Here is a 20,887-nt window from a genome sequence, read left to right on the forward strand (position 1 = left end):
TGGTCCACGGCCTCTCCTTCTATCGGAGTGCATTCAGATACCGATTGACCTCGGTTAAGAGCGACGAGTGATATTTTTCCGGTAAGCACCGGTCGTCGCTGAGGCTCATCAAATCTTCAATCCTGCCGCGGAACGAGGCGGCAATGTCGGACCGCATGGCGTTGGGCAAGTGCGTCAGCAAGGAAACCAGCAATTCGCCGATGACTGCAAGGCGCGCATCATGCTGAACAACAGTAAGGCCATTTACTTTCGATAGCGCAGTGAGGGCGTTGAGTAACGCGTGGTCACTCTCCTTGCGGATTTGAACTGCCAGGGCAAGTGGCGATTGTTCTGCCGACGCGGCGTCGGCTTGTTGTGCATCGTCGCTCTGCATTTTGGAGTCGTTATACATAGGTTTGGGTTCAGGTCAGAAGGTTTGCCAGTCCGAGCCGGCCGTATCCACGGCGACCATTGCCGGTTTGTCGGCAATAGTGACGGGCGCAATCCTCGGCTTCGCGGGCTGTGCGCGACGCGTCGTTTGAGCATTCGACGCAGGCAGTCGAGGCCTGCTCTGCGGCAGAACCACTCGCGGCTCAATGTGAGCTGCGCCGCCGGCCACCTCAAACACCGAGACTGCATCCTTCAATCTGGTTGCCTGTTCCTCAAGTGATTTTGCGCCGGCTGCTGCCTGCTCGACGAGCGCCGCGTTCTGTTGTGTGACTTCGTCCATCTGGCCGACCGCCTGATTCACCTGTTCAATGCCACGGCTTTGCTCTTCGGACGCTGCAGCGATCTCGCCGACAATATCGGAAACCTGCTTGATCGCCTGCTTGACCTTTCCCATGGTCGAACTGACTTCCACGGCTTGCATGGAGCCGTCCTGAATCGTTGCCACCGAGGAGCCGATCAATTCCTTGATTTCTTTCGCAGCGGCGGCAGAGCGCTGAGCCAGACTGCGAACTTCACTGGCGACGACGGCGAAACCACGTCCCTGTTCACCCGCACGCGCAGCCTCCACCGCTGCATTCAGCGCCAGAATGTTGGTCTGGAACGCGATGCCTTCAATGACACCGGTAATCTCCGAGATCTTGCTCGAACTCGCACTGATTTTCTCGATCGTTCCTACCATGCCTTGTACGGTTTCATTGCCTGCGTCAGCTATGTCGGTAGCGCGCGTTGCCAGCGCATTAGCCTGGCGGGCATTGTCGGCATTCTGTTTTACCGTCTCGGTCAACTGCGTCATGCTCGCTGCCGTTTCCTCCAGCGATGCGGCCTGTTGCCCGGTACGGGCCGCCAAATCGGTGTTACCGCTAGCGATTTCCCGCGACGCCACCGTGACCGATTCTGCGGAGATCTTGATCCCGTGAATCGTATCGCTCAGCTGCTGATCCATTTTCTTGAGGGACGAGAGAAGTTGCCCGAACTCGTCTTGCGATTGGTTCGGGATGTCGTTCCCGAGCTTCCCAGTTGCGATCCGCTCGGCAATGCTAACTGACGTGTTCAACGGTATCAGGATTGCACGCAGCAAATAGATCAAGGCGCCAACAGCGAAAAGTACGGCACAGGCGATCACGCCAAAAGAAATGTAGCGCGTAGTCACAATAGCAACTTGCTGTGCAGCGAAACGCGCCTGAGCCGTCGTGCGCAAATCCTGTTTCATTTTGGCAAGAATGCCGAAAACGTGGTTCGCGTTATCCTTGACTTCCAGCCTGTTCACTTCGGCACCGCCTTTCACATCCCCGGCCTCAATACGCTCCACCTGATGCTTCATCCCGGCCTGCATTTTCTGGTAGGCGTCCTGTAGCCCCTTGACCACCTCCAGTTTTTCTCCATCGCGATGGCTTGCCAGTTCGCTTATCACTTTGTCGACCTGGCTAAACCGCTCTGTATTTTCCTGCTTCCATCCGGCAATAGAGGCAGGGTCCCCAATCGCGATCATCCGGAGAATGTTGATGTCGCTCCGAGTGAGTAGTCCATCGATCTCGCTAACGGACGCCGCATCAGAAAAATCCGCCCTGTACATCGATTCCAATTCATTTCCAGCGGCACTGAGACGCATGAGAAAGAAGGTGCTCAAGGCGAGCGTGATGAGCACGAGGCTCGTGACAATGGCGATGAGCCGGTTTCGAATGCTTAAGTTCACTGATTGTTCCTATCCGTGGTACGCGTAGCGCGAGTTGATGGCATTCCCGGCGCCAGCGGGAGCACATTGATCTCCACCAGGGCTTGCCGAATACCGCAACAAGACCTTCCACTTGCTGACGCGAGTTGTATAGGAAGTAACGGCAACGTATACGGGGTCTGAATAGCTAATCCTAGCCATGCGGGACGTGTTTTATCGCATCGGGGTAACCGCCTTAGGACGGAAACACAATGGATGACGTGTCCGGTAGATACGCTTTGTCGGCCCTGGTGTTGTGGCTCGCCTTGAGCACGGCGAGTCCAATGCCGGCGCGAGAATCGATCGCGAGTTTTTCAAGTATTCGGCCGACATGAATGCGCACAGTCCAGTAGCTGATCTTCAGGATGGCTGCTATCTGTTTGTCGGCCAAACCCTTGAGTAGCAAGGGGCAAATTTCGCCTTCACGAAGAGTGAGGTCAAAGTGTTGCTGAAACCAGGACCCCGAACCGACCGTACGCGCCAACAGATAAACCATGTACGCACGTCCCTTCTTGCGTTCATCGGCAGCGTACTCGACGCAAAGGTCAAAACCGTTCCATTGCGCAGTCGCAGATGGGTCATACGGTATCCGGGATATCAGACGGCACAACGCCTCCCGTTCAGCCGGTTGCAAACCAGCCAGAAGCTTATGAGCCTTTTGATTGGGTTTCGGTTTTTCTGATTCCTGAACCAGGAAGCTCGCGTAATTTTCTATGGCTGTATCCGTCTGGTTGTTGGTGCGCGCTACGTGGCGTAATTGGTATTCGTTGATCAGGTAAGGACGCAGCATATTGAGCAAAGCAACTTCGCGCTCTCCGAAGCGCTTTTTCTGATTGCTAGTCCAAAACCGATAGTTAAACTGAACGTGCCCGACTTCGTGCGGGTACAGGTCGACGCCGGAATACACCCGGTAACGTGAAAGAAAGTCACTGAAATATTCTGTGTTACGGAAAGTTCGTCGATCGATCAAACTGTCGCTTAGAACCGCGTCCTCGCGCCCAATTAGCAAGGGGGAAATTGGATCAAGAAACTGAAAGTGCTGTTCGTATTCCACAGCCATGTGAGCGTCGCGGCCCCAGTGAGTGGCCTGTTCGAATTGACCATTGTCGCGACTCCAAATGGCGTGTCCGATAAAGTCTGCGTGGAATAGAGACGCAAGTTTCTGAATTACGTCTGGGCGATCGATAAGATTCTCGGGCGAGGGCCTGCCGAGTAGTTCGACCAGCTCCAGCACGAGACGAAGATCTTCGGCAGTAAAGTGCATCGTATGCAGAACGAGTGATTGATAATTCACCGATGGGACCGTACCCATGTGGTCCCAGACAGGAGAACGATCGGCGTTCACCGGCTTGAGCCAAGCCATCCGGCTCAAGGACCGAGACGGCTTCATGTAACAAGCGCGATTGATGTTCAACACTCTGAGCCGCTGCGGCACTTTCCTCCACCAATGCGGCGTTTTGCTGTGCGGTGGGGCGCGAAGACCGGGGAGAAATGGTTTCGGCTTAAGCGCGTTGCCCGACCGGCTGGCACACCGGCGAACGCGCCATGACCGCAACCTCAACCTGACTGTGTGTCAGCGCGGACAGCACCGTGTGGTCATGAAAGCGGAACGAGCAAAGTATCTGCGAAGTAGAGGCGAGCCTCTCGATCTCTTCGGGCGAAAGCGCCATCAGAACATCGGCCACCTCCGGCAGCACACCGAGACTGCTCATGCCCGAAGCTTTGTCTTCCACGAGTAGGCGCCGGGTCAGGAGAAGATAGGAAAGATTTATCTCGTGTATCAGACGGTGCGCGTCGTGTTCCATTTCAACTCCCCCCGCAATACCGACCGGATCGTCCCTGCTGCGAAGGCCCCGCGCAGCGCACAGACGCAACAAACGTCACCGTATGTAGATGGTAGATCCGCGGCGGGTGCCGCGCAGTCAGGACTCGCGGAAACTTCGCTAGGTTGATACGGAAATTTCCGTAGGGAACTCCCTACATGCACTGCGCCGCCCTGGCGCGAATCCAAATCCTGACCGATCAGACAACTTTGGCATGGTTCCTGCATTTACTCGCGGCCTGCGTGGATATTGGCGTTTAAAGCTGACTGACCGGTCAACATTGGGGCATCAGTGCACGCAGAACATGCGGTCTGCAGTTTAGCGGTGCTCCTGCCAAGGTTTGGAGAGATTCACACAGCAGTGGCTCATCGAAAATATTAACAACAGTAAGGATTCGATCCGATGACTAACATTAGGTATCCAAAAGAAATGGACGGAAAGAAATGGATGGCTCGCGCAAGGCGCTGTGGCGCGCTTGCGACCTGGATCGGTATGGCGATGTCGGTCAGCCTGCTGGTCGCGCAAACGGCCTGGGCCGACGGTTCCACTGACTCGACGCTTGCGGAAAGCGGTGCTGTCGTGACTAATCCGACGCCGCAAACGACGGCTTCTCCTTATGTGTCGAGCTGGTTTCACCAGAGTCTGGGCGTGATTGGCTCGAAAGACATTCGCTTCGGTCCGTACAAGACCAACGACGTGTACCTGGAGTATGAATACTTCGGCCGCAAGGGTCCGTTCGACCTGTACGGTTACGTGGATGCGCCGAAGGTCTTCGGCGTGGGCAGTACGCATGACTCCGGCGTGTGGGATAGAGGGTCACCTGTCTTCAGCGAGCAGGAGCCGCGCGTATCGATCGACGACCTCGTTGGCAAGCACCTTGGCTTTGGCCCATTCAAGGAATGGTATCTGGCGTTCGACTGGATTTACGACCAGGGCTATAACATCGGTGGCCGCCAGAACACCCTGTACAGCGGCATCGGCACGGATATCGACACACACACCCCACTAATTCTGTCCGCTAATTTGTATGTGAAGCGTCAATGGGAAAACTACGGCGCGGCGAACGAGAACTCGTGGGACGGCTATCGCGCCCAGATGAAATACATCTATCCGCTTGGTACGTTCCACGGTGGCAATCTGACCTACGTCGGCTTCTTCAACTATGACTTCGGCTCCCGGCTGCGCGAAAAGACGGGTGACGATACCCGGACCGATACGGCCTTCGTCGCAACAAACGTGCTGATCTACTCGTTTACGCATTGGCGCTTCTGGACCGCTGCCCGCTACTTCCACAACGGCGGTCAATGGGCTGGCGGAGACCTCAACTTTGGCGATGGTCCGTTTGCAAACCGTTCGACCGGTTGGGGCTATTACGCCAGCGTCGGTTACCAGTTCTGATCGCATAGACAACACAAACCAGATCAAACCTCACAAACGATCAGGGACACCGATTTCATGTTAAAGCAAAAATTTTGGCGAATGCTTGCGGGATTGGGACTCGCGGTTTCGCTGGTAACCAGCGCCCATTCCGCGGGTGACGCCACACAACGTCCGCGGCCTGTGAAGGTCCTCATCATCAGCATGTTCGGGCCGGAAGGCAAAGTGTGGCTGGACCACCTGGGTCCGATGGAACACGTCAAGGTACCGGGTCTGTCCGCGGACTATCCCGACGTCCAGTGCAACCACGACAGCGTGTGTGTCCTGACGACCGGCATGGGCCACACGAACGCGGCGGCCTCGATGTCCGCTTTGGTGTATTCGAGAAAATTCGATTTACGCAAGACGTACTTCCTCGTATCGGGCATCGCCGGCATCGACCCGGCACAGGGAACGCTTGGCTCAGCCGCCTGGGCGCGCTATCTGGTGGATTTCGGCATCCAGTGGGAATTGGATGCGCGTGAGATTCCGGCGGGATGGAAATCCGGCTATCTCGGCATCAACACAAAGAGCGAAAACGAAAAACCGCCGCTGGATTACCGCACCGAAGTGTTTCAACTGAACGAGGCGCTGCTGCAAAAGGCCTACGGTCTTTCGCGCGACGTGACGCTGACCGACAGCCCGCAGGCAGTCGCCTATCGCGCGAAATATCAGAGCGCGCCGGCCAATCAGCGTCCGACCGTCATTCAGTGCGACACCCTCGCGGGCGATACGTGGTTCTCGGGCAATGCCTTAGGGCAGCGCGCCCGCGACTGGACCCGGCTTCTGACCGACGGCAAGGGCGTGTACTGCACGACGCAGCAGGAAGACAACGCGACCTTCGAGGTCATCAAGCGTGCGCAGGCGGCGGGCCTCGCCGATACGCAGCGCGTAGCGGTGTTGCGTGCCGGTTCGGACTTCGATCGTCCGCCACAAGGCGTCTCGAACGTCGACAACCTGCTCGATTACCAGAATCAAGGTGGCTTTGTCCCGGCGCTCAACAACCTCTATCTGACCGGCTCGCCGCTCGTGGCTGCGATCGTCAAGGACTGGAAGCACTGGAAAGACGGCGTACCGGCCAATTAAACACACCGTGTTGATTCTCACGACCGGTGGAAAAGATGCCCGCCTCCGGTCGTGCCGTCCGCCTCAATCCGGGGCGGTCTTATTTCCCTAACTTCGAAGGGGAACTACGTGGATATCGTGCGCAGCCTTTGCGGCATGTTGATACTGCTGTTGATTGCCTATTTGCTATCGAACAACCGTGGCGCGGTACGGCCCCGGACCCTTTTCGCCGCGCTTGCGACACAGTTGGCAATCGGCGCGCTCGTGCTGTTCGTCCCGTTCGGACGTAGCGCGCTCGCGGTCGTTGCCACCGCTGTCAACCGTGTGCTCGAAATGGGCAACCACGGTGTGTCGTTTATCTTCGGCGGGCTGGTCGACAGCAAGATGTTCGAGCTTTTCGGTGCGGGCGGTTTTGTGTTCGGCCTGCGTGTGCTGCCTATGATCATCTTCGTGACCGCGCTGATCGCGGTACTCTATTACGTCGGCATCATGAAGTGGATCGTCACCATCGTCGGTATGGCGCTGGAAAAATTGCTGGCAGTAAGCCGCATTGAAGCGTGCTCGGCAGTCGCAACCATCTTCCTCGGTCAAAGCGAAATGCCGGCCCTCGTGAAACCGTTCGTGCGGCAAATGACCAGCGCGGAGATCTTTGCCGTGATGTCAAGCGGGATGGCTTCGGTAGCAGGGTCCGTGCTTGCTGCCTATGCCGGCCTTGGCGTGAAAATGGAGTATCTGCTGGCTGCATCGTTCATGGCCGTGCCGGGCGGCCTGCTGTTCGGCAAGCTGCTGTATCCGACTGTTGAGCCAACCCAGATGAATATCGACGGGCTGGATTTCGACGAGAAGGGTTCAGCCAATGTCATCGAGGCGGCCGCCTCGGGCGCGATGATCGGACTGAAGATCGCCATCAATGTGGGGGCGATGCTGATTGCCTTCATCGGTCTCATTGCGCTCGTCAATACGGGCGTGGGTGGCATTGCCGCATTGTTCGGCTTTGCGAACGTCACGCTGCAGGGGCTGCTGGGCGGCTTGTTGGCGCCGCTTGCCTGGATGATAGGCGTGCCGTGGCACGATGCGTCGCTAGCCGGCAACTTCATCGGCGAGAAGCTGATTCTCAACGAGTTCGTCGCCTACGGAGACCTGTCGCCGTACCTGAAGGACACCGCGCAGGTCGCCGCGGCGGGACTGCAGGTTCTTGATCCCAAGACGATTGCGATCGTATCGTTTGCGCTGTGCGGCTTCGCGAATTTTTCGTCGATCGCGATTCTGGCCGGCGGATTCAGTGCTGTAGCGCCGGAGCGTCGCTCGGAAGTGGCGCGCCACGGTCTGCGCGCGCTGACGGCCAGCACGCTGTCGAATCTGATGAGCGCGGCGATTGCCGGTCTCTTCTTTTCCTTGCATTGATATTGAAGGAGTCGTCATGTTCCTGCCCCAGGAATTCATTCGCAAGAAACGTGACCGGCAGCCACTCGAGCGGGACGAAATTGCAGCGTTCGTTCGCGGCGTGGTGGATGGCAGCGTCACCGAGGGGCAGGTATCAGCATTCGCGATGGCAGTCTATTTCAACGACCTGAGCGTCGACGAACGCGTCGCGCTCACGCTTGCGCAACGCGACTCGGGGCAGGTACTCGACTGGCATGCGTTGAACCTGAATGGACCGATCGTCGACAAACACTCGACCGGTGGCGTCGGCGATCTGACCTCGTTGTTGATCGGTCCGATGGTTGCCGCTTGTGGGGCTTATGTGCCGATGATTTCCGGACGCGGGCTCGGACATACGGGCGGCACGCTCGACAAGCTGAATTCGATCCCGGGCTATAACGTGACGCCCGATACAAACGAATTTCAGCACGCAGTACGCGACGTCGGCGTGGCGATCATCGGCCAGACTGCGCAGCTCGTGCCCGCCGACAGGCGCATCTATGCGATCCGGGGCAACACGGCGACGATCGAATCCGTCGCGATGATCACTGCGTCGATCCTGTCGAAGAAGCTTGCAGCAGGGCTTGAAGGTCTCGTGATGGACGTCAAGGTAGGCTCGGGCGCGTTTATGCCGACTCCGGAAAAATCGCTCGAACTCGCGAGGAGCATCGTCGACGTCGGCAACGGCGCAGGCATGAAGACCACGGCGCTGCTGACCGACATGAACCAGTCGCTCGCGCCGTGCGCGGGCAATGCGCTGGAAGTGGCGTGCGCAATCGATTATTTGACAGGTAAGTCGCGTCCAGATCGTCTGCACGACGTCACGATAGCGCTCGCCGCGCAGATGCTGATCAACGGCGGCATTGCTACCGACCACGCGCAGGCGCGAATCAAGTTGCAGGCGGTCCTCGACTCCGGTGCGGCTGCGGAGCGCTTCGCGAAAATGGTGGCGGCGCTGGGCGGCCCCATCGACTTGATCGACGCGCCAGCGCGTTATCTGGCCAAAGCGCAGATCAGGATTCCGGTTCCTGCACCGGGGGCGGGACAGGTAGAGCGGATCGACTGCCGCGCGCTCGGCGTCGCCGTCGTGGAACTGGGTGGAGGCAGGGTGCGGGCGGAAGATTCGATCGACTACGCTGTCGGCCTATCGGAACTCGTACCGCTTGGACAACACGTGGACGTCGGGCAGCCACTTGGCTTCGTGCACGCACGCAGCGCCCGGGAAGCGGCGCATGCGGTGGCGGAGGTGCAGCGCGCATACACGCTTTCCGCGGCAGGCGAAACGCTACCGCCAACCATCTATCGAATCGTTCAGTAGAGCCGACCGGGGAGTCGAGCACCGTGCGTGCCGTAGTTCTGGTTCCCGACACGGATGCGCAATCGGAAACGCACATGCGATGCGGCCGCCGAATCACGACCAGCACGTCCTACGGCGATGCCGCTTTTGTTCTATCCGCAGATTTTGGACTTTGATGTACTGACGATCAATCTCATTGGTCGGCGAGGCATGCACTATGAGGCTTACCAAGGCTGCCTTCGTCCTTCTTGGCTTCATCTGGGGATCGAACTTTATCTACATGAAGTGGGCGGTGACCCTGATCAGCCCAATGCAGATCGCGTTTTTACGGGTACTTTTCGGCTTCCTGCCACTGGCACTCGCCGCCTGGCATCAGGGAGTGATCAACCGTAGCCAGGTGCGTCATCTGCCTCACTTCTTCGTCATGGCCTCTGTGGCGACAGCTTTCTACTATGTTGCCATCGTAAAAGGCACTGCGCTGCTTCCTTCGGGCACCGCAGGCGTTTTGGGCGGCTCCATTGCCATATTCACTGCTATCTCCTCACTATTGCTCCTGCGAACCGAGAAGGTGAACGGGTTGATGGTGGCAGGCGTGGTTCTGGGATTTGCCGGCATCGTTCTGATTGCGCGGCCTTGGGAAGGTGCAGACAACCCCATCGATCTTGCCGGCGTTTTCTGGATGTTGGCAGGTGCGATCACCCTCGGGCTGTCGTATGTTTACGTCCGCCGTTTTCTGTCGCCATTCAACCTCCCGCCCTTGGCGTTGGTCACGTGGCAAATGGGGCTGGCCCTGCTCATACTGACCTTGCTCACAGACTTCACCGGGATGCGGCACATACTGCAGGATTGGCGGGCGGCCACCGGTGTCGTGGTCGGACTTGGTGTCCTGGGAACCGGCATTGCCTTTCTGATCTACTACTTCCTGCTGCAGGAGCTCGGCGCAGTTGCCGCTTCGGGCTCAACCTACATTACACCTACCGTTGCGCTTCTGATTGGTTGGGTCGCCGGGGAAAGGGTTGGCGCATTGGAAGTGGCCGCCATCGCCCTGATTCTTGCCAGTATCGCGATGTTGCAGATTGGACGGCAACGAGCATAGACGCCCTCCGACAATTTACTTGACATCTAAACTATCGACGCCTAAATTACCCTCCAGAGCAGGTTCACATGGAGAGTCAACATGCGCATCGTATGTATCGGCGGCGGCCCGGCGGGCTTGTACTTCGGCCTGTTAATGAAGGGCCGGAACCCGGCATATGACGTCACGGTGGTGGAGCGCAACCGGCCCTATGACACCTTCGGCTGGGGCGTGGTGTTCTCCGACCAGACGCTCGGCAACCTGCGCGCCGCCGACGCCCCCAGCGCGGACGCGATTCTCGACGCCTTCAACCACTGGGACGACATCGAGATCAATTTCCGCGGCAGGCAGGTTCGCTCGTCGGGCCACGGCTTCTGCGGCATCGGCCGCAAACGTCTGCTGAATATCCTGCAGGCGCGCTGCGAAGAACTGGGCGTCAAACTGGTTTTCGAAACTCAGGTCACGGACGACACCGTCTACGAAGCCGACCTGATCATCGCCTGTGACGGCGCCAACAGCGCCATCCGTCAGAAGTACACCGCCACCTATAAGCCCGCGATCGACATGCGCGATTGCCGCTTTGTTTGGCTCGGCACCAAAAAGCTCTTCGACGCCTTCACATTCGCTTTCGAAGAAACCGAGTTTGGCTGGTTCCAGGCCCATGCCTACCGCTTCGACGATCAGACCTCGACGTTTATTGTGGAAACGCCGGAGCGCGTGTGGCGCGCCGCCGGTCTCGACGAAATGAGCAAGGAAGACAGCATCGCGTTCTGCGAGAAGCTGTTCGCCAAGTATCTGGACGGCAACCCGTTGCTGTCGAACGCCGCGCATTTGCGTGGGTCGTCGCAGTGGATTCGTTTCCCACGCGTCGTCAATGAGGAATGGGTGCATTGGCGCGGCAACGCCGACGGCTCGCAAACGCCGATCGTGCTGATGGGCGACGCGGCGCACACCGCACATTTCTCGATCGGCTCGGGCACCAAGCTCGCGCTCGAAGATTCGATCGAACTCGCCAACAGTATCGGCACGCATCCGGGTGATCTGCCCGCTGCGTTGCAGCACTACACGGATGTCCGCAGTATCGACGTATTGCGTATCCAGAACGCCGCGCGCAATTCGACGGAGTGGTTCGAGCATGTCGACCGCTATACGTCGTTCGAGCCGGAACAGTTCGCGTATTCGCTGCTCACACGCTCGCAGCGCATCTCGCATGAGAACTTGCGGGAGCGTGACGCAACCTATCTCTCGACGTTCGAAGACTGGCTCGCACACCGCTCAGGCATTGATCGCGCGCCTGAAAAGCACTCTGTTCCGCCGATGTTCACGCCTTTCACGTTGCGTGGCGTCACGCTGAAAAACCGCGTAGTCGTCTCACCGATGGCGCAATACTCGGCCGTCGACGGCATCGCCGGTGACTATCACCTGATGCATCTTGGTGCCCGCGCCATGGGCGGCGCCGGGCTGGTCATGACGGAAATGACCTGCGTGTCGCCCGAAGCGCGGATCACGCCCGCTTGTCCCGGCATGTACTCGCCCGAGCATCTCACGGCGTGGAAACGCATCGTGGATCTCGTGCACGCTCAGTCGGACGCCAAGATCGGCATTCAGCTGGGGCACTCCGGCGCAAAAGGTTCGACGCGCGTTGCGTGGGAAGGCATCGACCAGCCGCTTGACGAAGGCAACTGGCCGCTGGTGTCCGCTTCACCGCAGCAATATTTAAGCGGCGTCAGTCAGACCTCGCATGAAGCCACACGAGACGAACTTAAAGAAATCGAAGCGCAATTCGTACGCGCCACGCAAATGTCCGCCGAGGCAGGCTTCGATTGGCTCGAACTGCACTGCGCACACGGCTATTTCCTCTCGAGCTTCCTGTCGCCGCTGACCAACCAGCGCACGGACGAATATGGCGGCTCGCTCGAAAATCGTCTGCGCTACCCGTTGCAGGTCTTCAAGGCGATCCGCGCCGTCTGGCCGCAAGACAAACCGATTTCAGTGCGTATTTCCGCTAACGATTGGGTCGAAGGCGGCACCACGCCCGACGACGCCGTGGAAATCGCCCGCGCCTTCAAGGCGGCAGGCGCCGACATGATCGACGTCTCGTCGGGCCAGGTCAGCAAGCAGGAAAAGCCCGTGTTTGGCCGCATGTTCCAGACGCCATTCGCCGACCGCGTGCGCAACGAAGCCGGCATCGCAACCATCGCCGTTGGCGCGATCTCGGAAGCGGACCACGTGAACAGCATCATCGCGGCGGGCCGCGCCGATCTCTGTGCGATCGCGCGGCCGCATCTGGCCAATCCGTCGTGGACGTTGAATGAAGCCGCAAAAATCGGCTATCTGGACGTGACGTGGCCGAAACCATACACGGCAGCCAAGTCGCAACTCGAGCGCAATCTCGAACGTGAACGTGCACAGGCCGCCGCAAACGCAGGCTTGTCGCCGCAAGAGCGCGCGCAACGCGCTGAAGGAACCACGTGAATACGCCCAACACGACCCTCGCAGGACAGCACGCTGTCGTCACAGGCGGCGGCAGCGGCATCGGCGCAGCCGTGGCCGAAGCGCTGCTGCGTGCCGGTGCGCGCGTCACCTTGATGGGACGCAACGCGCAACGTCTCGATGCGCAGCGGGAAAGTTTCAACGGACTCGGCGACGTCGCCTGCATCAGCGTCGACGTCACAAGCGAAGAATCGGTCGAGAAGGCATTCGCACAAGCCGGCGCAATCGATATCCTCGTCAACAACGCCGGCCAGGCGCAAGCCGCGCCCTTCACCCACACCGACATGGCGCTCTGGCAGCGCATGCTCGATGTGAACCTTACCGGGGTCTTCCTCGGTACGCGCGCCGTGTTGCCCGGCATGCTCGAGCGCGGCCACGGCCGCATCGTCAATGTCGCGAGCACGGCGGGGCAAATCGGCTACGCCTATGTCGCCGCTTACTGCGCCGCGAAACATGGCGTGATCGGCCTGACGCGCTCACTCGCACTGGAAGTCGCGACGAAAGGCGTCACCGTCAACGCCGTATGCCCCGGCTACACGGAAACCGAACTGCTGCACACGTCGCTTGAACAGATCACCAGCAAGACCTCGCGCACCGAACAGCAGGCGCGCGAAACCTTGCTGCGCACGAATCCGCAGCGTCGCTTCGTAAGCCCGGAACAGGTCGCCAACGCGGTGCTTTGGCTCAGCCAACCCGGCTCGGACGCGATCACGGGGCAATCCATTTCCATCTCCGGTGGAGAAGTAATGTGACCAAGTTATCGAACCTTAAAAAGACTACGACGGCTGACGCAAAGCCGCCGCGCAAAGGCGTCGCCAAACCAGCGGAGAACGTCGTGGATCTGGAAATGAGTACCGGCGCCGATAGCCACATGGGCCTGCGTTTGTGGCTGCGCATGTTGACCACGACCAATCTCGTGCAGGCCGAACTGCGCAAGCGCCTGCGCAATGAATTCGACACCACGTTGCCGCGTTTCGACTTGATGGCGCAACTCGAACGTCATCCGGAAGGCCTGAAGATGACTGAGCTGTCGCGCCGTTTGATGGTGACGGGCGGCAACGTGACCGGCATTACCGATCAGCTCGAGAAAGAAGGTCTGGTTTCGCGCGGCACCGATCCCAACGATCGTCGCTCGATCAGCGTGTGCCTCACGCCCGCGGGCCGCAAGGCGTTCGACAAGATGGCCATTGCGCATGAGCAATGGGTGGTCGAACTGTTCGGCGGCTTGAGCCTCGACGAAAAATCGCGCACCCATCAGCGCCTCGGCAAACTCAAACAACATCTGCTCGACAGTCTGAAAGACTGATTTGCACGGAACCCAGCCTTGCACCGGAGACACTCATGACACGATCCAACGCCGACGCCCTACTGGCCGGCAACCGCCTGACGCTCGCCGGTTACGAGGCGCGGCACTTTGGCTGGTCGGTCGCCCACAAGGTCGCGACGATCACGCTGAACCGGCCCGAACGTAAAAACCCACTGACGTTCGAATCGTATGCGGAGTTGCGTGATCTGTTCCGGCAACTCACGTACGCGACCGACGTGAAGGCAATCGTGATTCACGGCGCAGGCGAGAACTTCTGCTCCGGCGGCGACGTGCACGACATCATCGCCCCGCTAATCGATCTGCCGATGCCGGAACTGCTGCTGTTCACGCGCATGACCGGCGATCTGGTCAAAGCGATGCGCCACTGCCCGCAACCCATCATCGCCGCGGTCGACGGCGTCTGCGCCGGCGCCGGTGCGATCCTGGCGATGTCGTCCGACATGCGGCTCGGCACCGCGCGCAGCAAGCTCGCGTTTCTGTTCTCTCGCGTCGGCCTCGCCGGTTGCGATATGGGCGCTTGCGCGATCCTGCCGCGCATCATCGGCCAAGGCCGCGCCGCCGAATTGCTGTTCACCGGCCGCTCAGCGAGTGGCGAGGAAGGCCACGCATGGGGTTTCTATAACCGCCTGTGCGAACCGGCAGCGCTCATCGCAGACGCACAGAAGCTCGCCGCCGATCTCGTCGCCGGTCCGACCTTCGCGCACGGCATCACGAAGAAGATGCTGCACCAGGAATGGAGCATGAGCATCGACGAAGCGATCGAATCGGAAGCGCAAGCACAGGCGATCTGCATGAGCACACGCGATTTCGAACGTGCGTATAGCGCGTTTGCCGCGAAGTCGCGCCCTGTCTTCGAGGGAGATTGAATTGAGCACCAACAGCGATCTGGATCTGCACAGCGCACTGGCCTGGCCGTTTTTCGAACCACGCCATCGCGAACTGGCCGCGGGTATCGAAGCATGGTGCCGCGCGAATCTCTCGCACGTAGAGCATGACGACGTCGATGCAACCTGCCGCCGTCTGGTGCGCGAACTCGGTTCGGCGGGCTGGTTGAAATACGGTGTCGGCGGCGTTGCCTATGGCGGGAATGGCGACACGATCGACACACGCGCCGTGTGTCTGCTGCGCGAGACGCTCGCCAAACATTCCGGTCTCGCGGATTTCGCTTTGGGGATGCAAGGCCTCGGCTCCGGCGCGATCTCGCTCGGCGGCACGCATGAGCAAAAGACGCGGTACTTGCCGCGTGTGGCGAACGGTACCGCTATCGCCGCCTTCGCCTTGTCGGAGCCGGAAGCGGGATCCGACGTCGCTGCGATGTCCCTCTCAGCACGCGAAGACGGCGGCGTCTACGTACTCGACGGCGACAAGACGTGGATCTCCAACGGCGGCATCGCCGATTTCTACGTGGTGTTCGCCAGAACCGGCGAAGCACCAGGTGCACGCGGCATCACCGCCTTCATCGTCGATGCCGACACGCCGGGTCTGGAAATCGCCGAACGCATCGACGTGATCGCGCCGCATCCGCTAGCACGTTTGCACTTTGCCGGCGCACGCGTACCGCGCAGCCAGATGCTCGGCGCACCCGGCGAAGGGTTCAAACTCGCGATGCGTACGCTGGATATTTTCCGTACGTCGGTCGCGGCAGCGTCGTTGGGCTTCGCGCGGCATGCAATGGCCGAAGGTCTTTCACGCGCATCGTCGCGCAAGATGTTCGGACAGACGCTCGGCGATTTTCAGCTGACGCAAGCCAAGCTCGCACAGATGGCATTGACGATCGACAGCAGTGCATTGCTGGTCTATCGCGCAGCCTGGTTGCGCGATCAGGGTGAACAGGTCACGCGTGAAGCCGCAATGGCCAAGTGGCACGCAAGCGAAGGCGCGCAACAGGTGATCGACGCCGCCGTACAACTTTATGGCGGTATGGGCGTGCAAAGCGGCACCGCCGTCGAGATGCTGTACCGCGAAATTCGTGCGTTGCGGATCTATGAAGGCGCGACTGAAGTGCAACAGCTGATTGTCGGCCGCGACCTTCTGAAGGCGCACGCCGCGGAAGCCATCAAGGACGCAGCGAAATGAACGCGACCTTCGAACGGCCTGTCCGCATCCGCTTCCAGCACTGCGATCCGGCCGGCATCGTGTTCTTTCCGCAATATCTGGTGATGACCAACGCGTTGGTCGAAGACTGGTTCAACGAAGGCATGCAGATCGACTATGCGCAGATGATCGCGCAACGCCGGGTCGGTTTGCCGATCGTCAAACTCGATTGCGAGTTTTCGCGGCCGAGCCAGATGGGCGAAACGATCACGCTGTCACTCAGCGTCACGAAGGTCGGGCGCCGCTCGATCAGTATCGAGATCGTCGGCCGGCACGGCGGCGAAATCCGCTTCAGCGCGAAACAGGTGCTCGTGACCACATCGCTCGAAAGCGGCACATCCATCGACATTCCCGCAGACATCGCGAGCGCGCTCGCGGCGTTTGTCCCACAACCTGAATCCATCGAGGCGCATCGCTCATGAAAAAAGCTCTCCTTCCCGCCGGTTGGATCAAGCCGCGCGGCTACGCGAACGGCGTTGCAGCAGCCGGCACACAAGTATTCATCGCCGGCCAGATCGGCTGGGACGAACAGGCGCGTTTTCAGACCACCGACTTCGCACAGCAGGCGATTCAGGCGCTCAAGAACATCCTCGCCGTCCTGCACGAAGCGGGCGGCAGGCCCGAGCATCTGGTCCGCCTGACCTGGTACGTCACCGACAAACGCGAATACCTCGCCTCGCTGAAAGATATCGGCCGTGCGTTTCGCGAGCTGATCGGCGACTACGACATCGCGATGAGCGCGATACAGGTCGTCGCGTTGATCGAAGACGAGGCGAAAGTCGAGATCGAAGCCACGGCCGTGGTTCCCCAGTAAGCGCACGAAATACGAAGCACGAAGCAACATAACCCACCAAGCCAACCGAAGCGCATTCAGCCGGCTCAACGCCCGGGAGACCATGATGGAACCGTCAGCACACGTCGATACCTTCGCGCGCGACAATCTTCCGCCGCAGGATCAATGGCCTGTCTTTCTGCTCGACAACCCGGACGTGGCTTACCCGGCGCGCTTCAATTGCGCGACGGAATTGCTCGACAGAACCATCGAAGCGGGGCATCGCGACCGTCCGGCGATCTGGTCGGACGTGGATGGGAAACCGCGGGCGACCACGTATGGCGAGTTGCTGGCCTTGGTGAATCGCAGCGCGCATGTGCTGGTCGGCGAAATGGGTTTGCAGCCGGGCAACCGCGTGCTGCTGCGTGGACCGAACAGCCTGCACATGGCGGTGACGGCGCTCGCGGCGCTGAAGGCCGGCCTGGTCGTAGTGCCAACCATGCCGCTGCTGCGCGCGAAAGAACTCAAGCAGATCATCGAGAAGGCGCAAGTCAGCGCCGCGCTATGTGACTCGCGCCTGACTGCTGAACTCGCGCGCTGCAACGATCTCAAGGACGAGTTCTACTGCGCGGGTTTGAAACAAACGCGTCTGTTTCATGATGATTCCGCCGATTCGCTCGACAGCCTCGCGATCAACAAACCGGACCACTTCACCGCTTGCGACACCGCAGCTGACGACGTCTGCCTGATCGCCTTCACCAGTGGCACGACGGGCGCGCCGAAGGGTTGCATGCACTTTCATCGTGACGTCCTCGCGATGTGCGATCTGTTTCCGCGTCATGTTCTGAAACCTTCATCGAGCGATGTGTTTTGCGGCACACCGCCGCTCGCCTTCACATTCGGCCTCGGTGGTTTGCTGTGCTTTCCGCTGCGAGTGGGTGCGTCGACGGTATTGATCGAGAAGCTCACGCCCGAGACCTTGCTGCAAACCGTCGAGCGTTTTCACGCGACGATCATGTTCACCGCGCCGACGTTCTATCGGCAGATGGCTCCGCTCGTTGCGCATCACGACATTTCAAGCTTGAAGAAAACGGTCTCGGCGGGAGAAGCGTTGCCGGATTCGACGCGCCGCCTATGGCACGACGCAAGCGGCATCGAGATGATCGACGGCATCGGCGGTACAGAATTGATCCATATTTTCATCTCGGCGCAAGGCGATGCGATCCGCCCGCATGCCATCGGTCGCGCGGTGCCGGGTTACGTCGTGCAGGCCGTGGACGACGCCATGCAACCGGTGCCGGCAGGCACAATCGGCAAACTCGCGGTGCGCGGGCCGACGGGCTGCCGCTATCTCGCCGACGAACGGCAAGCGAAGTTCGTTCGCGACGGCTGGAACCTTCCCGGTGACTCGGTTTATCTCGACGAAGACGGCTACGTGTTCTATCAGGCCCGCGCCGACGACATGATCGTCTCTGCCGGCTACAACATCTCCGGCCCGGAAGTGGAAAGCGTGTTGATGCAACACGACGCGGTGGCCGAATGCGGCGTGATCGGCGTGCCCGACGAGACGCGCGGACAGATCGTCAAGGCCTTCGTGGTGCTGAACCCAGGTTATGCGCCTGACGACAAAATGGTCGCGCAACTGCAGGATTTCGTGAAAAATAGCGTGGCGCCGTATAAATACCCGCGCGTTATCGCCTTCATCGAGGCGCTGCCGCGTACCGAAACCGGCAAGATCAAACGCTTCGAGTTGCGTACGCTCGGGTAGCCCATTATGTAGTCCCTCTTTCCTGTCGGAGACACACCGCATGGCCGCCTCTTTCATCGAAGTCGTCGCCCAGGATGGCGGCCGTTTCAACGCCTACGTCGCGCGTCCGGCGCAAGGCTCGGGCCCGGGGCTCGTGCTCCTGCAGGAAATCTTCGGTATCAACGACTACATGAAATCGATGGCCGACCGCTTCGCAGAAGAAGGTTATGTCGTGCTGGTGCCGGATCTGTTCTGGCGGATCAAGCCAGGCATCTCGCTCGGCTATGGCGAGGCGGATATGAAGCAGGCGCTCGACTATCTCGGGAGCTTCGACGTCGATCTCGCCGTCGACGATATCGCGGCAACGGTCGCCACATTGCGCACGTTGCCCGAACAGGCCGGCAAGGTAGGCACGGTCGGCTACTGTCTCGGCGGCAAACTCGCGTTCCTGAGCGCGGCACGCACCGACGTGGACTGCGCGATCAGCTACTACGGCGTTGGCCTCGAAGCGTATCTGGATGAAGTGCCGGCCGTGCGCTGCCCGATGGTGTTTCACTTCCCTGAAAACGATGCACATTGCCCGCCCGAAACGCGCGAACGAATCAGCGCCGCATTGCGCACGCGCCCGCAGATCGAGCAATACGTGTACCCCGGTTGCGATCATGCATTCGCCGCACCATCGCGTCCGCAGTACGACAAACCCGCCGCGATGATGGCCTATTCGCGCACGCTTGCCCTGCTCCGTAAGGTGCTGGGTCCGGTCTACGATCTGAACGCGTTGTGGGAAGCGCATTGCTATTACGAGTTCGCCACGCGCGACGTCGACGCCGTCATGCCGACCATGGTCGCGCAACCTTACGTCAACCACGTCCCCACCATGACCGGCGGCGTGGGCCATGACAAGCTCAAGCGTTTCTACACGCATCACTTCGTCAATTCGAATCCTGCCGATACGAAGCTGATTCCGATTTCGCGCACGATCGGCGCGGATCGCATCGTCGATGAATTCATTTTCAGTTGCACGCATAGCTGCGAGATCGATTGGCTGCTACCTGGCGTCGCGCCAACCGGTAAATATTTCGAAGTACCGATGCTGGCCGTGGTGTGCTTTCGCGGCGACAAGCTGTACAACGAGCACATCTATTGGGATCAGGCATCGGTGCTGGTGCAGGTCGGCTTGCTGAATCCCGAGGGACTGCCGGTGGCTGGCATAGAAAGCGCGCGCAAGCTGCTCGATGAAACCTTGCCGTCGAACCAGTTGATGGGCGCAAAGTCGCGCGTGTGAGGGGTGGCCGGGGGGCGAGGACGGAGACAAGCAAATAGAGCCCCGCCTCGGCTCAACACCCCTATGATGTGACGCTTCACCGGCCAACCTCCCTCGACCCATGCTGACCGTCCATCATCTGAACAACTCCCGCTCGCAACGCGTGTTGTGGCTGCTCGAAGAACTCGGCGTGCCCTACGAGATCAAGCGCTACGAGCGCGACCCGAACACGATGCTGGCGCCACCCGAGTTGCGCGCGGTGCATCCGCTCGGCAAGTCGCCCGTCATTACGGACGATGGCCAGACCCTCGCCGAATCCGGCGCAATCATCGAGTATCTGGTCGATAAGTACGGTCAAGGCCGCTTCGCGCCCGCAGCGGGCACACCGGAGCGGCTGCGCTACACGTACTGGATGCACTATGCGGAAGGCTCGGCCATGCCACCGCTGCTGCTGAAACTGATCGCCCTGCGCATCGCCAGCGCGCCGATGCCGTTCTTCGCCAAGCCCATCGCCCGCAAGATCGCATGGACGCTCCAATCGAGCTTCATCGATCCGCAGTTGAAGCTGCACCTCGGTTTCATCAACAAGGAATTGAGCGCGACTGGCTGGTTCGTCGGCAACGACTTCACGGCGGCCGACGTTCAGATGAGCTTTCCGCTCGAAGCCGCCACCGCACGCGGCGGCATGGAAGGGCAGATTCCCGCCGTCGTCGATTTCCTGAAACGCATTCACGCGCGGCCGGCCTATCAGCGGGCGCTGGAGCGCGGCGGCAAATACGAACTGCTGGGCGGCGATTGACGGCCAACCCCGCCCAGGAATTCGTAGTTGTGGCTTAAAACTCGCGGGTGCTAGACTAAAAATCCCCATTGCCATCAACGGGTTGCCGACCGGGCTTTGAATTCGTGCCGGGCGGCGGAACGTCCGGCATTCGCTTGCATCCGCTGGCGCCCG

The 20,887-nt window shown here is 59.9% G+C and carries 19 protein-coding genes; 15 read left to right on the forward strand and 4 right to left on the reverse strand.

Features of this window, described 5'->3' with window-relative positions; genetic code table 11:
• Positions 1–19: 19 nt before the first annotated feature.
• The 4 genes from M0D66_RS02305 to M0D66_RS02320 all read right to left on the reverse strand — a co-directional run bounded on the left by M0D66_RS02305 (position 20) and on the right by M0D66_RS02320 (position 3,945).
• Complete coding sequence (locus M0D66_RS02305) at positions 20–373, reverse strand: hypothetical protein (protein ID WP_143131731.1); 354 nt, start codon at positions 371–373, stop codon at positions 20–22.
• 33 nt (positions 374–406) lie between these two features.
• Positions 407–2,122, reverse strand: coding sequence for a methyl-accepting chemotaxis protein (locus M0D66_RS02310; RefSeq protein WP_266208878.1), 1,716 nt, complete (start codon positions 2,120–2,122; stop codon positions 407–409).
• Between the two features lie 214 nt (positions 2,123–2,336).
• Positions 2,337–3,503: a helix-turn-helix transcriptional regulator gene (locus M0D66_RS02315; RefSeq protein WP_244869876.1), complete on the reverse strand. Its 1,167-nt coding sequence runs from the start codon at positions 3,501–3,503 to the stop codon at positions 2,337–2,339.
• Positions 3,504–3,642: 139 nt separating this feature from the next.
• Positions 3,643–3,945 (reverse strand): flagellar transcriptional regulator FlhD, encoded by a 303-nt coding sequence (locus tag M0D66_RS02320; protein WP_200651776.1) that lies wholly within the window; start codon positions 3,943–3,945, stop codon positions 3,643–3,645.
• Between the two features lie 465 nt (positions 3,946–4,410).
• Between M0D66_RS02320 and M0D66_RS02325 the strand changes: the two genes are divergently transcribed.
• From M0D66_RS02325 to M0D66_RS02395, 15 genes are all read left to right on the forward strand, one after another.
• Positions 4,411–5,361, forward strand: a complete 951-nt coding sequence (locus M0D66_RS02325; protein ID WP_266208879.1) for a nucleoside-specific channel-forming protein Tsx — start codon at positions 4,411–4,413, stop codon at positions 5,359–5,361.
• A 57-nt stretch (positions 5,362–5,418) separates the two neighbouring features.
• On the forward strand, positions 5,419–6,465 hold the full coding sequence (locus M0D66_RS02330; protein ID WP_266208880.1) for a purine nucleoside permease: 1,047 nt from the start codon (positions 5,419–5,421) through the stop codon (positions 6,463–6,465).
• 108 nt (positions 6,466–6,573) lie between these two features.
• Complete coding sequence (locus M0D66_RS02335) at positions 6,574–7,848, forward strand: NupC/NupG family nucleoside CNT transporter (RefSeq protein ID WP_093636918.1); 1,275 nt, start codon at positions 6,574–6,576, stop codon at positions 7,846–7,848.
• A 16-nt stretch (positions 7,849–7,864) separates the two neighbouring features.
• Positions 7,865–9,184, forward strand: a complete 1,320-nt coding sequence (gene deoA / locus M0D66_RS02340; protein ID WP_266208881.1) for a thymidine phosphorylase — start codon at positions 7,865–7,867, stop codon at positions 9,182–9,184.
• A 196-nt stretch (positions 9,185–9,380) separates the two neighbouring features.
• Positions 9,381–10,259, forward strand: coding sequence for a DMT family transporter (locus M0D66_RS02345; protein WP_266208882.1), 879 nt, complete (start codon positions 9,381–9,383; stop codon positions 10,257–10,259).
• Positions 10,260–10,340: 81 nt separating this feature from the next.
• Positions 10,341–12,713 (forward strand): bifunctional salicylyl-CoA 5-hydroxylase/oxidoreductase, encoded by a 2,373-nt coding sequence (locus M0D66_RS02350; RefSeq protein ID WP_266208883.1) that lies wholly within the window; start codon positions 10,341–10,343, stop codon positions 12,711–12,713.
• On the forward strand, positions 12,710–13,483 hold the full coding sequence (locus M0D66_RS02355; protein WP_266208884.1) for an SDR family NAD(P)-dependent oxidoreductase: 774 nt from the start codon (positions 12,710–12,712) through the stop codon (positions 13,481–13,483). The genes M0D66_RS02350 and M0D66_RS02355 overlap by 4 nt, the downstream gene beginning before the upstream one ends.
• Positions 13,480–14,037: a MarR family winged helix-turn-helix transcriptional regulator gene (locus M0D66_RS02360; RefSeq protein WP_054033708.1), complete on the forward strand. Its 558-nt coding sequence runs from the start codon at positions 13,480–13,482 to the stop codon at positions 14,035–14,037. The genes M0D66_RS02355 and M0D66_RS02360 overlap by 4 nt, the downstream gene beginning before the upstream one ends.
• A 35-nt stretch (positions 14,038–14,072) precedes the next feature.
• A complete protein-coding gene (locus M0D66_RS02365; protein ID WP_200651781.1) occupies positions 14,073–14,924 on the forward strand; it encodes an enoyl-CoA hydratase family protein in 852 nt (283 codons plus the stop codon).
• Between the two features lies 1 nt (position 14,925).
• The gene (locus M0D66_RS02370; protein WP_266208885.1) at positions 14,926–16,134 is read left to right on the forward strand and encodes an acyl-CoA dehydrogenase family protein; all 1,209 of its coding nucleotides are present in this window, start codon (positions 14,926–14,928) and stop codon (positions 16,132–16,134) included.
• Entirely contained in the window at positions 16,131–16,574 is a 444-nt protein-coding gene (locus tag M0D66_RS02375) for a thioesterase family protein (RefSeq protein WP_200618994.1), read from the forward strand. Before M0D66_RS02370 ends, M0D66_RS02375 begins: the two co-directional genes overlap by 4 nt.
• The gene (locus M0D66_RS02380; RefSeq protein WP_093636895.1) at positions 16,571–16,966 is read left to right on the forward strand and encodes a RidA family protein; all 396 of its coding nucleotides are present in this window, start codon (positions 16,571–16,573) and stop codon (positions 16,964–16,966) included. Before M0D66_RS02375 ends, M0D66_RS02380 begins: the two co-directional genes overlap by 4 nt.
• Before the next feature lie 85 nt (positions 16,967–17,051).
• Positions 17,052–18,692: an AMP-binding protein gene (locus M0D66_RS02385; protein ID WP_200619036.1), complete on the forward strand. Its 1,641-nt coding sequence runs from the start codon at positions 17,052–17,054 to the stop codon at positions 18,690–18,692.
• 40 nt (positions 18,693–18,732) lie between these two features.
• Positions 18,733–19,956 carry a dienelactone hydrolase family protein gene (locus M0D66_RS02390; RefSeq protein ID WP_256457043.1) on the forward strand — a complete coding sequence of 408 codons (1,224 nt, stop codon included), beginning with the start codon at positions 18,733–18,735 and terminating at the stop codon, positions 19,954–19,956.
• A 100-nt stretch (positions 19,957–20,056) separates the two neighbouring features.
• Positions 20,057–20,734: a glutathione S-transferase family protein gene (locus M0D66_RS02395; protein WP_093636887.1), complete on the forward strand. Its 678-nt coding sequence runs from the start codon at positions 20,057–20,059 to the stop codon at positions 20,732–20,734.
• Positions 20,735–20,887 lie beyond the last annotated feature (153 nt).

The organism is Paraburkholderia sp. SECH2 (assembly GCF_030464795.1).
Taxonomy (GTDB): domain Bacteria; phylum Pseudomonadota; class Gammaproteobacteria; order Burkholderiales; family Burkholderiaceae; genus Paraburkholderia; species Paraburkholderia aspalathi.

Excerpts from the sequence above, each read along its gene's own strand:
- M0D66_RS02375 (WP_200618994.1), top strand. The coding sequence starts at position 16,131 with ATGAACGCGACCTTCGAACGGCCTGTCCGCATCCGCTTCCAGCACTGC.
- M0D66_RS02325 (WP_266208879.1), top strand. The coding sequence starts at position 4,411 with ATGGCTCGCGCAAGGCGCTGTGGCGCGCTTGCGACCTGGATCGGTATG.
- M0D66_RS02330 (WP_266208880.1), top strand. The coding sequence starts at position 5,419 with ATGTTAAAGCAAAAATTTTGGCGAATGCTTGCGGGATTGGGACTCGCG.
- M0D66_RS02365 (WP_200651781.1), top strand. The coding sequence starts at position 14,073 with ATGACACGATCCAACGCCGACGCCCTACTGGCCGGCAACCGCCTGACG.
- M0D66_RS02395 (WP_093636887.1), top strand. The coding sequence starts at position 20,057 with ATGCTGACCGTCCATCATCTGAACAACTCCCGCTCGCAACGCGTGTTG.
- M0D66_RS02305 (WP_143131731.1), bottom strand. The coding sequence starts at position 373 with ATGCAGAGCGACGATGCACAACAAGCCGACGCCGCGTCGGCAGAACAA.
- M0D66_RS02380 (WP_093636895.1), top strand. The coding sequence starts at position 16,571 with ATGAAAAAAGCTCTCCTTCCCGCCGGTTGGATCAAGCCGCGCGGCTAC.
- M0D66_RS02350 (WP_266208883.1), top strand. The coding sequence starts at position 10,341 with ATGCGCATCGTATGTATCGGCGGCGGCCCGGCGGGCTTGTACTTCGGC.
- M0D66_RS02320 (WP_200651776.1), bottom strand. The coding sequence starts at position 3,945 with ATGGAACACGACGCGCACCGTCTGATACACGAGATAAATCTTTCCTAT.
- M0D66_RS02390 (WP_256457043.1), top strand. The coding sequence starts at position 18,733 with ATGGCCGCCTCTTTCATCGAAGTCGTCGCCCAGGATGGCGGCCGTTTC.
- deoA (WP_266208881.1), top strand. The coding sequence starts at position 7,865 with ATGTTCCTGCCCCAGGAATTCATTCGCAAGAAACGTGACCGGCAGCCA.
- M0D66_RS02385 (WP_200619036.1), top strand. The coding sequence starts at position 17,052 with ATGGAACCGTCAGCACACGTCGATACCTTCGCGCGCGACAATCTTCCG.
- M0D66_RS02345 (WP_266208882.1), top strand. The coding sequence starts at position 9,381 with ATGAGGCTTACCAAGGCTGCCTTCGTCCTTCTTGGCTTCATCTGGGGA.
- M0D66_RS02315 (WP_244869876.1), bottom strand. The coding sequence starts at position 3,503 with ATGGCTTGGCTCAAGCCGGTGAACGCCGATCGTTCTCCTGTCTGGGAC.